The sequence below is a fragment of the Corallococcus terminator genome (assembly GCF_003611635.1).
Classification (GTDB): Bacteria; Myxococcota; Myxococcia; order Myxococcales; family Myxococcaceae; genus Corallococcus; species Corallococcus terminator.
The window spans coordinates 1-15,054 of record NZ_RAVZ01000025.1; the positions used below are offsets into that span (position 1 = coordinate 1).

Genomic DNA, 15,054 nt, shown 5'->3' on the forward strand with positions numbered 1-15,054 from the left:
GTCCGCAGGAGATGCAGGTTCCCCCGAAGCACACCGTGCTGGGCACCCCGTTGAAGGGGCCGGTGCCGGAAGGCTTCGAAGAGGCCGTCTTCGGCATGGGCTGCTTCTGGGGGGTGGAGCGCAAGTTCTGGCAGGTGCCGGGGGTGTACTCCACGGCGGTGGGCTACGCGGGCGGGCTGACGCCGAACCCCACGTACGAGGAGGTCTGCTCGGGCCTCACCGGCCACAACGAGGTGGTGCGCGTGGTGTACGACCCGAAGAAGGTCTCCTACGCGCAGCTCCTGAAGGTGTTCTGGGAGAACCACGACCCGACGCAGGGCATGCGCCAGGGCAATGACGCGGGCACCCAGTACCGCTCCGGCATCTACTACGCGAACGACGCCCAGAAGCGCGCTGCGGAGGAGACGCAGCGCACGTTCCAGGCGGCGCTGCACGCGAAGGGTTTGGGCGACATCACGACGGAGCTCCTGCCGGCGCCGGCCTTCTATTACGCCGAGGACTACCACCAGCAGTACCTGCAGAAGAACCCGGACGGCTACTGCGGCGTCGGGGGCACGGGCGTCAGTTGCCCCATTGGCGTCGGCGTCAGCGCCTGACGTGAAGCACGCACCGTGAAGCAGGGCAGCGGCGCGGATCCACCGTCACGGGTCCGCGCCCTCCCGCCACGCCGCGAGCAGCAAGGAAACCCGGTGATAGGGTCGCGTTCTCGTGAACACGCGCCTCGCCAGTCTGTCGGCAGTGGTCCTCGTCGGGCTCACCCTCGCGTTCGCCCTGCGCTTCGCCTCGGCACCCACGGCCCTGCCGGCCTCGGCGCCCGTGGAGGTGTTCTCCGCCGGGCGGGCCCGCGCGCACCTGGAGCACATCGCGGCGGTCCCGCACCCCGTCGGCTCGCGCGCACACCGCGAGGTGCGCGAGTACCTGCTGCGCGCCCTGCGCGAAGCGGGGGTGACGCCGGAAGTCCAGACGACCTCCGCCATCAACCCGAACCTGGGCACGGGCCGCTCCCTCCCGGGCGCCACGGTCCACAACGTGCTCGCCCACCTCAAAGGCGTGGAGGGAGGCAAGGCCGTCGCCATCGTCGCCCACTACGACTCCGTCCCCACCTCGCCCGGGGCCTCGGATGACGGGGCGGGCGTGGCGGCGATGCTCGAAACGCTGCGCGCGCTGCGCACCGGCCCCCCGCTTCGCAACGACATCCTCTTCGTCTTCACGGACGCGGAGGAGACGGGGCTCGTGGGCGCCAGGGCCTTCGCGCTCCAGCACCCGCTGGCGAAGCAGGTCGCCGTCGTCCTCAACTTCGAGGCTCGCGGTTCGCGCGGCCCGTCGCTGATGTTCCAGACGAGTCCCGACAACCGCTGGCTCATCGAACATCTGGCGCGCTCCGGGGCCCCCGTCCAGGCCAGCTCGCTCTTCGAAGAGACCTACCGGCAACTGCCCAACGACACGGACCTCAGCATCTTCCTGAGGGAGGGCACGCCGGGCCTCAACTTCGGCTTCATCGACGGGCTCATGCGCTACCACTCGAGCCTGGACGACCTGGCCCACCTGGACCCCGACAGCCTCCAGAATCACGGCGAGGTGATGCTCGCGCTCGCGCGACACCTGGGCCAGGACCCGCTGGAGCCCACCTCCACGGGGAGCGCCATCTACTTCAACGTCGGGCCCTTCCTCGTCCACCACGCGGCGTCCTGGGCGGTGCCCCTCGCGCTGCTGGCGCTCCTCGCCTGTGGGGCCGCCATCGCCGTGGGCCTGCGGCGGGGAGCGTTGCGCGCGCTCGGCGTCCTGAAGGGCCTGGGCGCGCTGCTCGCGACGACGGCGGGGAGCGCGGCGGTGATCCACGCCGCGTGGTGGCTCGTGCAGCTCATCGATGGGGGCTTGAGGGCCCTGCCCCAACGCGACGCCTACCAGGGCCCGCTCTTCATCGCGGGACTGCTGGCGCTGACGCTCGCGACGGTGGCGGGTCTCCAGGCCCTCTTCCTGCGCAAGGTGCGGCGGGCGGAGCTCGCGGCGGGCGCGCTCATCGCGTGGACGGTGCTGGGACTCGTCACCGCGTTCGTGGCGAGCGGCGTCAGCTACCTGTTCATCTGGCCCGTCGTCTTCGGCGCGCTGGGCCTCGGGTGGCGGTGGCGCGAACCGGGGGAGACGCTGACCTCGCGCACCCGCCTGATGCTGGCCGCGAGCGCCATCCCCGGTCTGTTGTTGTGGGTGCCGCTGGTGCCCAATTTCTACGTCGCCCTGACGCTCTGGCTGGTGGCGGTGGTGACGGCGGTGGTCGCGCCGTGGCTGGCATTGCTCCTGGCCCAGACGGTCGCGGAGCCCGTGCGCCTGGGCCGGACGGTGGCGCCGCTGTCCCTGGCGCTGGCCGGGGTGCTGCTGGGTGTGGGCGTGGTGCAGGAGCGCTTCGACGCGGATACTCCGCGCCCCAGCAGCGTCGCCTACGTCGCCGACGTCACGAGCGGCAAGGCGTACTGGCTCTCCAGCGACTCCGAGCCGGACGCCTGGGTCTCCCGCGTCCTCGGCGGCGAAGCCACGACACGCCGCATGGGCACCTACCTGCCCCTGTTGCCGAGGGACGTCCACGTGGCCCCCGCCCCGCTGCGGCCCCTCCTCGCGCCGGAGGTGCGGGTGGAGGACGACGAGACGCGGGACGGATTGCGCCGGCTCACGCTGCGGGTGACGTCGCGGCGGCAGGCGCCACAGCTCCAGCTCCAGCTTGGAGACGGCACGCCCCTGCGAGGCCTGTCCATCGCCGGCCACCGGCTGGAGCCCGAGGCCGTCACCCGCGTGCGCGAACGTGAGACGGCCACGGTCATTCAGTTCTGGGACCCACCGCCCGAAGGCCTCGTGTTGGAGGTCTCCGTCCCCGAGGGCACCCGCGTGCGGCTGCGCGCGTCGGACCTGCGCTTCGACCTCTCCGAAGCCCCCGGCGCGCCCGGCGACCAGCGCCCGGCCAACACCATTCCTGTGCCGTTCTACTTCGGCGTCACGGACGAGACCCTGGTGGGCGGCGTCGGCGAATACTGAAGCGGGACGCGGTCAGATGACGTTGCGCCCGTGACCCGTGCGGCGGCGCTGGATCAGCCTCTGACACCAGGGAGCACCGCGCTTGTTCATGGTGAAGGAACCGCAGCTTTCAGCTGCGGGCATCTCTTCCCATGGAAGACAGGAATAGCGCCCGGAAGGCGCAGGCAAAAGCTGCCCCTATAGGTTGCGCGCCTTCGGTTCACCATCCCCACCAAGAGGTATGGCCCTTACGGCGGCCCTGGGTAACCTCTGGCATCGCAGAGAAGAGTGCGGACAGACGTCGTCCGCGAAGCCGGGCATCTCGCTCACTCGCAAGAACGCTCAGTCACTCCGCGATTCAAAGGAACGACCTCATGAGGCTGGACCGGGTGGTCATCAGGAACTTCAAGTCCATCAAATCGATCGACCTCCAGGTTCCCCAGAAGGACGAGCACCGTCAGGGCTCCGCCGACTTCCTCTCGATCGTGGGGGAAAACAACGCAGGGAAGTCGTCCATCATGGAGGCCATACGCCTCGCTTGTACGGCCGCCTCGAAAGCAGGTCTGGATCAGTTTCCAGGCATCGACCCGGGAAACGGGCCCATCGAGATGGAGCTGGCGTTCGACCAACTCAACGAAAACGACCGGAACTCACCTGCCGTCGCGGGAAACACCTTCACGGAAGACGGACGGGAAAAGTACCGACTCAAGCGGATCTGGAAGACGCCTGGAGCCGCCTCTGAGAACTCGTCATACAATCCCAACCGCCCACCGACGGTTCATCTAACGGGCTGGACTGGCAAAAAAACCCTCAAAACGCTTCTTGAAGCGGACGAACGCTGGAAGCCCATCCTCGAGCTCGTCACCAAGGAGAACTCCGGCCCCAGACCGCCCATTGACATGCTCATCCAGGCGGCGAAGAAGCTCGACTCGCCACTGCTGGAGACCCATCCGCAAGAACCGTGGGCGCCCTATCAGGGAAGCAGCGCGTCCCATCTTGAAGCCATCCTGCCCAGCGTCATCTACGTTCCAGCGCTTCGTGAAACCAGCGAAGAAGCAGACGTAGGCATGAAACAATCTTCGATTCGAAAAATCGTGAACTCCCTCTTTGAACAGCAACTCGCAGGCCACGAGAGGGTCATCCGGTTCAGGTCCGCGGCAATCGAACTCCAGGATCTTTTCGCCACAGATGGCAAACATCGGATCGTGACTTCCATTGAGGAGCAGATCACGGCGAAGTTCAAGGAACTCATCAACATTGGTGCTGAGCTCAAGTTCAGCGCTCCGGATGTGATGTCGGATCTCGCGAACAGCACCGAGTTCAGGGTCCTGGATGGGGGCTTGTCCACCACGCCGGACAATCAAGGCCATGGAGCACAGCGCTCCATCGTGCTGGCACTTCTCCAGATGTACGCAGAGCAGCTCCGGAAGAGCACTGCGCGTGAGCAGCATCCCATGTTGTTCCTGATCGAAGAACCGGAAATCTACCTGCACCCTGCCATGTGCCGAAGGATGCGCGACACGCTGCTGAAAATCTCCCGAAGCGGCGCCGGTCAGGTCATCTGCACAACGCACTCCCCCGTCTTCCTGGACCTCGCCGACCGTCACGACGGCATCGTCATCTTGAGGAAGAAGGCGGCGGCTCCGGTCGCCACACAACGAACCCGTGACGTGTTCGACCAGACCGAAGGCGACAAGGAGCAGCGCGCGCGGCTCCGGATGCTCTTGACCTTCGATCCCGCAGTCAACGAAGCATTCTTCTCGGAGCAGGTCTGCCTTGTCGAAGGAGACTGCGAGATCGCCGCCGTCGAAGCGGTCGCCAGAAGGCTCGAAAAAGAAGGAAGCATCAGCTGGTCCAAATACCTTCTGGCCAGGCGCATGGTCACCCTTATCAACTGCCGGGGGAAATGGACCATCCCTGCCTTCCAGAAGGTGCTCAGGGCTTTCGACATCAACTATCGCGTCATCTACGACCTGGACGTGGGAGCCCAGGCCAACCAGGCCAACTCCCAGATCAACAACCTCTTGTCGGGAAATGACCAGAGCCTGCCGCATGACCCGAACTTCGAGGAGTTCATTTTCGGCAAGCACTGGCGGAGCGACAAGCCCTGGCTCGCCACGAAGACCATCAATGAGGCTCCGCAACTCAATCCGCGACTCATCGCATTCTTCGAGTTCGCAATCGGGCAATCCATTTCGGACCTGAAGCCGGACGCAGTGCCGCCAGCCCCTGAGCACACAGACGCTCCGCAACTTCGAAGGCCCCACCGGCGAAACCTCCGGGGAAAGCTCAAGGAACTCAAGGTTCCGGCGCAGGTCATCCAGTCAGCGCGACGTGTGGAGCAACTGTTCCGAGTCGCCGCAGGGCCAAATTTCGCCACACGCCCAGACTCCGATTCACCCTTGCAGCAACTGGAAGGAACGAAGATCGATGCATTCGCCATCGTTACAGGCACATCCATGGCGGACACCCTGCATGACAACGACATCGTCGCGCTCAAGTTCCTCGACAAGGTCTTCCTGGAGCCAGTGCACTCGACCGACCTTCCCTTCAATGCTGCGATCCCAAGCCTCATTGAGAACGACGGCATCTACGTGTTGGCGGCGAACGATGACATCGATCAAAAATCGTACACCATGAAACGCGTCAGGATTTCCACCCGCACAGGCGGAGCATGGCTCGGAAATATCTCCGCGGACAACCCGGACACGAACTGGGGTGACCGCGGTCATTTCGAGATCCGCAAGACGGATCGCGTCCACTTCGCGGCGCAAGTCATCGGAGTCGTTCGAAGAGACGAACTGGAAGGGTTCTCCCCGGAGGCCCTGGGGTTGACCACCATCTCAATGGAGCAGGAGACCGCCTTCGAAGAAGATTGAACCGTCCCAACAAGACCGGCACAGCGCCCGGAAGGCACGGAGCTGCATCGCAGCGATAGCCGGAACAGGTCCATGCTTCTTGACCCACGAGCACCGACTGGAGGCGAGCATGCTTTACTTGGTTGTCCATCACCACCAAGACCGGAGTCAGCCCTGGATCAACAAATGGATCGACGATGACAGGGTCAAGACCATCACCACGACGCGGGAGATTGGTCGCCACTGCGAAAAGGCCGCCCAATCGGGTGAGCGGATTCGATTCCACCGGTGTGGCTACGGCACGTCTGGGCCGCTGATCTGTGCCGAAGCGAGAGTCGCCTCCGTCGAAGCCGTGGACAAGACGATGTACCTCGTGCACTTCGATGAGCACATCGTGCTGCAGGTAGCGTCACAGGCCATTCCCCAAGGAACCAGCTGGTATCGATTATGAAAATTTCCGAAAGGACAGGCATGGATTTCAAAAAGGCCTGACGCGGGCATCTACTGCCTCAGTGCCGCGCGCTACCTGAGCGGCGAGGAGCCCATTGAGAGGCAGGGCTTCAGCCAGAGCACGCCCGGAGAAGAAGGTCTCGCCGACGTGCTCATCATCGAAGCGCTCTACCACTCCTCGCGCGAGGGCAAGGCCGTGAAGCTGGAGGCACCGAAGAAGCTGGATGCCTTCCGGGGCCCTCCTCCGAAGGAAGAGGGCTGAAACCTCACGCGGCGCGCGTCACGGGCGCGGAGGGATTGAGTGCCCCGCCCATCGCCCGGGGTCGCATGCCGGTTCGGCATGCGACCCCATTCCACACGGCGCGAGCAGAAGGAGAACCGACTACCGGACCTCGGCCTGGGCCGAAGCCACCGGGACCGGAACCGGACGGCCTGCCCAGGCGCGCTCCAAGTGCGGAGCGAGCTGGCCGGCGGCCATCAGCGCCGCCATGCGGAGGTCGGAGACGAACGACCAGAGCGGGTACTTGAAGCTCGCCGGACGGTTGTTCTCGATCTTGAAGTGGCTGAACCACGCGAAGCCATAGGCGGCCACCAGCGCGGCGGGAATCAGCGCCCCGCGTCCGGTGACAGCGGCCGTCACGCCCAGACACACGCCCAGGCTGGTCCCGGTGAAGTGCAGCCAGCGTGTCGACGGCTGCGAGTGCTCGCGCAGGTAGAACGGCCAGAACTCGGCATAGGTCTGGATGCGATCGGACATGAGGTGAAGTTGTGTCCAGACCCAGGCCTCCCGTCAACCCACACCGGCATTCAGGATGCCCGCACCGACACCGGTCGGCCCTCGGGTCCCGGCAACCCGAGCGGACCCGTTGGCTGGAAGGCAGCCGGGCAGGCCTCGACGCAGCCCGTCGTTTTCGGCCGGCTCCAGAACAATCCGGTGTCGACAGTCCAGGGGCGGGCTCGGAGAAGCGCGGGGTGCGCGTGTCGTGAAAGACTCGGGTCCGCGCATGAACGACTGGACGCCCAAGCTGAACCCCACGGTGGACCTGCGGCGCCTTCCCCTGAACGCGGAGGAGGGCTTCGTGTTGTCGCGCCTGGACGGGCACACGCGGGCCCGGGACCTGCCCGCGCTCACCGGGCTGCCCCTGGAGCGACTCCAGGACATCCTCGCGCGGCTCGTGACGCAGGGCGCGCTGCTCCCAGGCGCGGAGGCGCCCGCGAACACCGTGCGCCAGGACACGGCGTCAGCGTCCGGCCCCCTGGGCAGCGCCACCACCGCGCCGCAGCCCCGCGCCGCATCCACACCGAGCGCATCCACCGCGACGCCTGCGCAGGCCGCATCGATCCAGGGCACGTCACACACGCCCGAGGGAGCACTGCCTCCGGAAGGACACGACGGGCCTTCGCTCGACGTCCGCGACACGGAGCCCCTGCCGGACGCGGAAGCCGCCGAAGCCAGTGACGAAGACGCCGCGCCCGAGGAGGAGATCCCCGAGGCCGTGCTGGGCAACTACCGCAAGCTCTTCGAGACGCGTCTGCACGCGCTGCCCGAGGACCAGCGGGTCGCGCTGGCGCACGGGGCGGAGGACCCGGAGCTGTCCGCGCTGTGTTTCGACCCGGTGCCCGCCGTCATCAAGGCCGCGCTGGAGAACCCGCGCGTGGGCCTCGCGCACGCGCGCCTCATCGCCCGGCACCACCGCAACCCCGTGGGCCTGGAAGCCCTGGTGGCCCGAGCCGCCTTCGCGGCGGACACCGGCGTGCGCCGCTTCCTCGTGCGCAACCCGCAGCTCCCGGCGGCCCTCTTCCGCCGCATGTGGGCGCTGCGCCGGCTGATGGAGCACCACAAGCTCACCGTGGACCGCGACGTGCCGGAGTCCACCCGCCGCACCGCGCGCGAACTCTTGCGCCAGCGCTTCGCCACCGGCCCGTCCGAGGAGAAGGTGGAGCTCATCCTCAACACCGAAGGCCGCGCGCTGGGAGCGCTCGTGGGCATGCCGGTGGATGGCAAGACAACGTCGTTGCTGTGCGGCCGCACGTACCGTTCACCGCTGCTCGTGCAGAACCTGGCGCGCTGGAGCGCCGCGCCGCCCATGCTCGTCGCGCACCTGCTCAAGCAGGAGCTGGTGCGCCGTCAGCCGCAGCTTCGCGCGATGCTCGCGCGCCATCCCAATGCCCCCGCGGACGTGAAGCGCGCCTGAGCCGCGGCACCGCGTCCCCTCACCCCGGCGAAGGTGCCCGCAGCGCCGTGAAGGCCCTTCGCAGCTCGCCCCACACACAGCGGGCGGCCACCAGAAGCATGGGCAGGGCCATGGCCAGCATGAGCAGGGAAAAGCCCCAGAGGTCCATGAACCCGGTCACGGGCCTCACGTCGTGCCGGTATCCCCTGTCGTGCACCCGCAGGGCCACCGGATCCCCCTCATCGATGCGCTTGGGGGACTTCAGCTCGAACAGCTTGCGCGTGTATATCTTTTCATTGAGTACGTAGCGCACCTCGGGCGTGTAGCAGTCGTACTTCCTGAGGCGGGTGACTCCCCCCGAGCGGCTCCGGGTTTCTTGCACGCAGTACCCCGGCACCGACGCACTGCAAATCGCGTCTACCTCGACGGCGTGCTTGATGAAGTAGGCCGTGTCCCGCAGTTGCACCACGGAAATCGAAAGGAGGAGGGACCCCATCCCGCCGCAGAAGAGGATCACGATCCACAGGAAGACCCTGCTTCCCCCATCCAGTGATTTCGCCATGGCGGCGAGTCTCTTCGAGTCGTCATCCCGGCGGCAAGCCATGCACCCGCTGGAGTCCCGGCGGTCCAGTGCTGTAGACCCGAGCCTGCATGGTCAGCCCCGAGGCCAAGGTCGTCCGCTCCCTGAAGCACCACCTGCTGGAGCACGGGCTGCGCGACTCGCGCGTCCTCCACCTGCTGGTGGACGCGGATCCGTCCTACGTCCACAGCCCGTTCGCCCATGAGCTGGAGCCCATGACCCGGCTCACGCTGGAGGGCACCCGTCCGGACATCCTCTGCAGCGTCGCGCAGCCGGAGGGCATCCTCGTCGCGGGCATCGAGGTGAAGGCGTCGGACAGGGATTGGGTCAAGGGCATGGGACAGGCCCATCGCTACCGCTCGGGCGTCCACCACGCGTACCTCGCGCTGCCCACGCCCGCTTCGGACATCCACCGCTCCGCGTTGACCATGGCGCGCGACAACGGCGTCGGCATCCTCGCGATGGACGCGAAGCGCTGGGTGGAGGTCTCTCCTCCCGCCGACCCGACCCCGCTGCCCCGCGTCGTCAGCCAGGCCTCCGCGCTGCTCGAAGGCACTCCGGTCGCGCGCAGGCTCCAGCTCAACCATCCGCTCAACTACCTGGCGGCGACCTTCCTCGCGGATCGCAAGCCGTCCTCGCAGTCACTCCTGGAAGCGCTCGCGGGCCACTGGTCGGACTTGTCGAGCGAAGGCGCGCGGCGCCACGCGGCGACCGGCGCCAGCACGCTCGGGTTGCTGGACCTGGACTGGGAACCCACCCTGGAAGGCAGGGCCGTGGCGGAGCTCCTCGCCGCGCTCCAGTTCGACCCCGCCACGGGCTACGAGAAGCGCAAGCAGCTCGCCCAAGCACATGCGCCCCTCGCGGCCGTCGCGCGCTTCGTCCTCGTGCGACAGCCCGCCGTGCGCCTCATCCATCGGACGCTCGCGGACCATGGTGGTGCCCTCACGCTGCCCAAGCTCGCGGTGGCCGCGGGCCAGGAAGACCTCGCACTGGCCACGGCCCTCTTCCTCGCGGACCCTTCCGCGGACCTCAAGCCAGGGCTGAAGGGAGCGGACTTCAATCCCTCCACGGTCTTCAAGCTGAAGCAGAACCTCTGGCACGCGGGGCTGCTCGACACCAAGGCGCATGGCTCCTCCGGCAAACAGGCCATCGCCTATCGCCCGGATGAAGACGTCTGGGCCCTCCCTCCGCGCAAGCCCCGCACGACGTCTTGACTACTGCTGTAGTCATGGCGTATCCCTCCGTGACTACAACTGTAGCCAAGAGGGTGCCATGAACAGCTCGCCGAGCGGACGGATGGAGCGTGACGGACAGCCGCACTCATTGCTGCGGGACGGGCTGGGGTGGCTGGTGGCGCTCCAGCTCCTGTTGGCGCTGATCTGGGTGGGGCCGCTGCATCCGACAAGGCTCCCGGTCTCGCTAGAAGCGCTGCGTATCCGCGCACGTCAGGCGCAGGTGCTCTTCAAGGCCGCCGCCACCGTGCGCCACCACGCCCTGCCCTTCATGCGCCTGGAGCTGGAGGCCTGGTGGCTCAAGGCTTTCGGGCGGTGATGAGCGGCTGGTAGAAGCCGCTCTCCTCCGGCGAGTACCAGCGCGGATCCACCAGCCCCGCCTGCGTGAGCGCGCGCTCCAATTCCAGGCGCTCCAGCAGCCGGTAGACGCCGGTGTGTTCGGTGGTGTGCCAGATGCCGGACTCCTGGCGCAGGATGAACTGCCGCACCGTGTACTGCCGGTCGTCCACCGCCCAATCCCAGACCTGAAAGAGGACGCGGCGGCCCAGCGGCGTGTCCAGCACCCGCTCCGCCGTGAAGCGTGGCCGCTTCTCCAGGAGCGCGGCGTTGTCGCGCAGGCTCGCCACCAGCAGGCCGCCGGGCACCAGCCGTGACGCCATCGAGTTCGCCGCGTCCTGCAGGTCCGAGTCCTCCAGCAGGTGCGCGAGCGCGTTGTCACACGCCATCACCACGTCGAACGTCTCCGGCACCTGCCAGTCCAACATGCGCATGTCGGCCACGCCCGTGGTGATGCTCACGTGCATGGCGCGCGCTTCCCGCTCCGCGCGGGCCACCGCTGAAGGACTCAGGTCCGTGGCGTGCACCCCGAAGCCCCGCGCCGCGAGCCCCAGCGCCTGCGTCCCGATGCCGCACGCGCAGTCCAGCACCCGGCGCGGAGGCGGCGCATCCGAACGGCGCAACAGCGCGTCCAGCACCGCGCCCTGCCGCTCCACCGACTGCTCCCAGTCCGCGAAGAGCAGGTGGTACTCCTCGGCCAGCCCTTCGTAGAAGTCCAGGACGCTGTCAGGCATGACGGCCTCCTCCTTAACACCCTCCCACGTCCCGTCACGCTCGCGGACGCGGAGCGTTGGCTGGCGGGCGGGCCCACGCTCGCGGTGCGGGCGGGCGCACCGACTTCCACGGGTTTTCCCAGCGACGGGCTGTTGCCGGGAAGACGGGACCTGGAGGGCTGGACCGGTGGAGGTGCTATCCCGGGGCAGGATGGACCGTCGTCCCGCGCCACGCCGCCAAGGAGCCCCGATGCTGACGTTGACGCCCTCGCAGGTCCGACTGGGACGCTCCGCCGCCAACAAGGCGGAGGCGATCCGCATGGTCGGACAGGTGATGGTGGAGTCCGGGTTCATCGCGCCCGGCTACATCGACAGCATGCTCAAGCGCGAACAGGTGTCCGCGACGTACCTGGGCCACGGCATCGCGATTCCCCACGGCCTGCCCGAAGCGCGCGACCACGTGCGCCAGACGGGCGTCGTCGTGGTGCAGTTCCCCGCCGGCGTCCCGTGGAGTCCGGACGGATCCGCGCGCATCGTGGTGGGCATCGCGGCGAAATCCGACGAACACCTCCAGGTGCTCGCCAACCTCACCGGCGTGCTGGGCGACGAGGCCCAATCCGAAGCACTGGCCCACACGGAGGATCCATCCGTCATCGTCCAGGCACTCAACGGCGCCGCCGCCGCGCCCGAACCCACGGCTGCCGTCACGACCTTCGAAGGGCCGCACCTCCAGGTCGCCTCGCCCTCACCGCACGGCCTGCACGCGCGCCCGGCCACCGTGCTGGTGGAGGTGATCCGCCGCTTCCACGCCGACGTCACCGTGCACCACGAAGGACGGCAGGCGAATGCCCGGAGCCTCCTGTCGCTCCTGCAACTGGGGGCGCGGGCCGGCACATCGCTGACGCTCACCGCGACGGGCGATGACGCGGACGCGGTGCTCGCAGCGCTCCGCGACGCATTCCAGTCCGGCCTGGGTGAGGGGGAAGCCGTCGCGCCCACCGCGAACGAGGCCCCGACGGCCATCACCGTGACGCTCGACTACGAAGGCACGCTGGTGGCGGGCCTGTCCGCGTCGCCGGGCATCGCCGCCGGACCGGTGTGGGCCTTCCAGCGGGAGCGACTGGAGGTGGAGGAGCGCGCCCCCGACAGCGCATACGAGCACCGCCGGCTGGAGGAGTCCCTGGCGGGCGCCGCAGCGGAACTGCGTCAACTGTACGAAGGCTTCCTCCAGAAGGCCGGAGTGCAGCGGGCCGCCATCTTCAAGGCGCATCTGGAGCTGCTGGACGACCCCGGGATGCTGTCGGAGACGCACGGCCACATCGACACCGGAATGAGCGCGGGCGCGTCCTGGCGCCGCGTGTTCGAAAGCCGCGCCGACATGCTGGCGAAGCTGGAGGAACCGACGCTGGCCGCGCGGGCCGCCGACCTGCGCGACGTGGGACGGCGTGTGCTGCGACCGCTGGCGAAGGTGGTGGAGGGCGAGGCCACCTTCCCGGACCACCCGGTGGTGCTGCTGGCGGAGGACCTGGCCCCGTCGGACACCGCGAAGCTGGACCCCGCGATGGTGCTGGGCCTGTGCACGGTGGGCGGCGGCACCACGTCGCACACGGCCATCATCGCGCGCTCGCTCGACCTGCCGGCGGTGGTGGCGGTGGGGCCTTCGCTGCTGGACCTGCGCAATGGACAGCACTGCATCCTGGACGGCGACGCGGGTGTGCTCGTCGTGGGCCCGTCGGAGCGGGACCGCGCGAAGGCCGCGAACCAGCGCGAGCGCACCCAGGCCCGGCGCGAGGAGGAGAAGCTGGAGCGCTACCGGCCCGCCATCACGCTGGACGGCAAACGCGTGGAGGTGGCCGCGAACATCAGCGAGGCCGCGGAAGCGCAGAAGGCCGTGGACGCGGGCGGCGAGGGCGTGGGCCTGATGCGCACGGAGTTCCTCTTCCTCAAGCGCGACAATCCGCCCGACGAGGAGGAGCAGTTCCACGCGTACCGCACCATGGTGCGCGCGCTCAACGGCCTGCCGCTCATCCTGCGCACGCTGGACATCGGCGGTGACAAGCACGTGCCCTACCTGTCGCTGCCCGCGGAGGAGAACCCGTTCCTGGGCGTGCGCGGCATCCGGCTGTGCTTCGAACGCGAGGACCTGTTCCGCACGCAGTTGCGCGCCATCCTGCGAGCGTCGAAGGAGGGCCCGGTCCGCATCATGTATCCGATGGTCGCGATGCCCGAGGAGCTGACGAAGGCCCGCGCCATCACGGAGTCCGTGCGCCTGGAGGTCGGCGCGGATCCGGTGGAGGTGGGCATCATGATCGAAGTGCCCTCGGCGGTGATGATGGCGGACCGCCTGGCCAGGGACGTGTCGTTCTTCTCCATCGGCACGAACGACCTGACGCAGTACGTGCTGGCGATGGACCGGGAGCACCCGGTGCTGGCGCCGCAGGCGGACGGCCTGCATCCCGCGGTGCTGCGCATGGTGGACCTCACGGTGCGAGCGGCCCGGAAGGCAGGCATCTGGGTGGGGGCGTGCGGCGGCATCGCCGGGGACCCGTCGGGCGCGGTGGTGTTGTCCGGCCTGGGCATCACCGAGCTGAGCGTGGCCATTCCCAGCATCCCGTCGGTGAAGGCGCTCCTGCGAGGCCTGTCGATGGCGGACGCGGAGGCGGTGGCGCGCGAAGCCCTGGACAGTGGCAACGCGGCGGAGGTGCGGGCGTTGGTGCGCGACCTCCTGGCGAAGAAGGGAGCGAAGGCATGAGGGCGACGAAGCCGGGTGTGGTGACCGTCACGTTGAACGCGGCCATCGACCAGACCCTGGAGTGTCCGGGCTTCACGGCGGGCGCCGTCAACCGCGTGGTGGCGGAGACGCGTACGCCCGGGGGCAAGGGCATCAACGTGGCTGCGTTCCTCGCCGGAGGTTCCAGGCCGGTGACGGCGGCGGGCTTCCTGGGCGAGGACAACGTGGCGCTGTTCGAAGCGCTGTTCCGCGACCGCGACATCCAGGACCGCTGCCTGCGCCTGCCGGGCTCCAGCCGCGTGAACATCAAGGTCGTGGACCGCACGAGCGGCGCGGTGACGGACCTGAACCTGCCCGGGCTCCGCGTTCCAGAGGAGGCCCTGGAGGCACTGGGGGCCACGCTGGACGCGCTGACGGAGGACCACGGCTGCTTCGTCCTGTCGGGCAGCGTGCCGGCCGGAGTGCCCGCGACCATCTACGCCACGCTCACGGAGCGCCTGCGCGCGAAGGGCGCGGTGGTGGCGGTGGATACGAGCGGTGAGCCCCTGCGCCACGCCGTGGCCGCGCAGCCGGACTTCGTGAAGCCGAACGTGCACGAGTTGGGAGAGCTGCTCGGGCGTCCGTTGAAGACCCCGGGAGACGTGGGGCGGGCCGCGCGCGACCTGCACGCGAGCGGCATCGGGATGGTGGTGGTGTCACTGGGGGCGGAGGGCGCGCTGTTCGTGTCGCACGACGGCGCGTGGCGGGCACTGCCGCCTCCAGTGGAGGTGGCGAGCACGGTGGGCGCGGGCGATGCGCTGGTGGCGGGCGTGCTGGCGGCGCGGCTGGATGGGAGCGACCTGGAGACCTGCGCGCGGCGGGGCACGGCGTTCGCGGCGGGGAAGCTGGCGCGGGTGGGGCCGGTGCCTCCGACACCGGAGCGGGTGGCGGCATTGGTGGGCGCGGTGCGGATGCATCCATTGGGAAACGCCTGAGAC

At 68.4% G+C, this 15,054-nt stretch carries 12 protein-coding genes; 9 read left to right on the plus strand and 3 right to left on the minus strand.

What is annotated here, in order from left to right; translation table 11 throughout:
* The 4 genes from msrA to D7V88_RS06005 form a co-directional block, all read left to right on the plus strand.
* Positions 1 to 596, plus strand: a 596-nt coding sequence (gene msrA / locus D7V88_RS05990; protein WP_158625012.1) for a peptide-methionine (S)-S-oxide reductase MsrA, incomplete at its 5' end; no start/stop codon positions are given.
* Between the two features lie 112 nt (positions 597 to 708).
* On the plus strand, positions 709 to 3,024 hold the full coding sequence (locus D7V88_RS05995) for a M20/M25/M40 family metallo-hydrolase (RefSeq protein WP_120539638.1): 2,316 nt from the start codon (positions 709 to 711) through the stop codon (positions 3,022 to 3,024).
* Between the two features lie 353 nt (positions 3,025 to 3,377).
* Complete coding sequence (locus D7V88_RS06000; RefSeq protein ID WP_120539639.1) at positions 3,378 to 5,882, plus strand: AAA family ATPase; 2,505 nt, start codon at positions 3,378 to 3,380, stop codon at positions 5,880 to 5,882.
* A gap of 109 nt (positions 5,883 to 5,991) precedes the next feature.
* A complete protein-coding gene (locus D7V88_RS06005) occupies positions 5,992 to 6,312 on the plus strand; it encodes a hypothetical protein (protein WP_120539640.1) in 321 nt (106 codons plus the stop codon).
* A gap of 381 nt (positions 6,313 to 6,693) precedes the next feature.
* On the opposite strand, the gene D7V88_RS06015 is transcribed toward D7V88_RS06005, so the two are convergent.
* Entirely contained in the window at positions 6,694 to 7,068 is a 375-nt protein-coding gene (locus D7V88_RS06015; RefSeq protein WP_120539641.1) for an Mpo1-like protein, read from the minus strand.
* Positions 7,069 to 7,315: 247 nt separating this feature from the next.
* Here D7V88_RS06015 and D7V88_RS06020 point away from each other — a divergent pair, with 247 nt between their 5' ends.
* Complete coding sequence (locus D7V88_RS06020) at positions 7,316 to 8,506, plus strand: hypothetical protein (protein WP_208726137.1); 1,191 nt, start codon at positions 7,316 to 7,318, stop codon at positions 8,504 to 8,506.
* A 19-nt stretch (positions 8,507 to 8,525) separates the two neighbouring features.
* Here D7V88_RS06020 and D7V88_RS06025 read toward each other — a convergent pair whose 3' ends face one another.
* Positions 8,526 to 9,047, minus strand: a complete 522-nt coding sequence (locus tag D7V88_RS06025) for a hypothetical protein (RefSeq protein ID WP_147448633.1) — start codon at positions 9,045 to 9,047, stop codon at positions 8,526 to 8,528.
* An 89-nt stretch (positions 9,048 to 9,136) separates the two neighbouring features.
* Between D7V88_RS06025 and D7V88_RS06030 the strand changes: the two genes are divergently transcribed.
* Positions 9,137 to 10,279, plus strand: a complete 1,143-nt coding sequence (locus D7V88_RS06030) for a hypothetical protein (protein WP_120539643.1) — start codon at positions 9,137 to 9,139, stop codon at positions 10,277 to 10,279.
* Positions 10,280 to 10,337: 58 nt separating this feature from the next.
* Positions 10,338 to 10,616, plus strand: a complete 279-nt coding sequence (locus tag D7V88_RS06035) for a hypothetical protein (protein ID WP_147448634.1) — start codon at positions 10,338 to 10,340, stop codon at positions 10,614 to 10,616.
* On the opposite strand, the gene D7V88_RS06040 is transcribed toward D7V88_RS06035, so the two are convergent.
* Complete coding sequence (locus D7V88_RS06040) at positions 10,597 to 11,367, minus strand: class I SAM-dependent methyltransferase (protein ID WP_120539645.1); 771 nt, start codon at positions 11,365 to 11,367, stop codon at positions 10,597 to 10,599. The genes D7V88_RS06035 and D7V88_RS06040 overlap by 20 nt on opposite strands.
* 229 nt (positions 11,368 to 11,596) lie before the next feature.
* On the opposite strand from D7V88_RS06040, the gene ptsP reads away from it, so the two are divergent.
* Together ptsP and pfkB are read left to right on the plus strand one after the other, a co-directional pair.
* Positions 11,597 to 14,098: a phosphoenolpyruvate--protein phosphotransferase gene (ptsP, locus tag D7V88_RS06045; RefSeq protein WP_120539646.1), complete on the plus strand. Its 2,502-nt coding sequence runs from the start codon at positions 11,597 to 11,599 to the stop codon at positions 14,096 to 14,098.
* Positions 14,095 to 15,051: a 1-phosphofructokinase gene (gene pfkB, locus D7V88_RS06050; protein WP_120539647.1), complete on the plus strand. Its 957-nt coding sequence runs from the start codon at positions 14,095 to 14,097 to the stop codon at positions 15,049 to 15,051. Before ptsP ends, pfkB begins: the two co-directional genes overlap by 4 nt.
* Positions 15,052 to 15,054 lie beyond the last annotated feature (3 nt).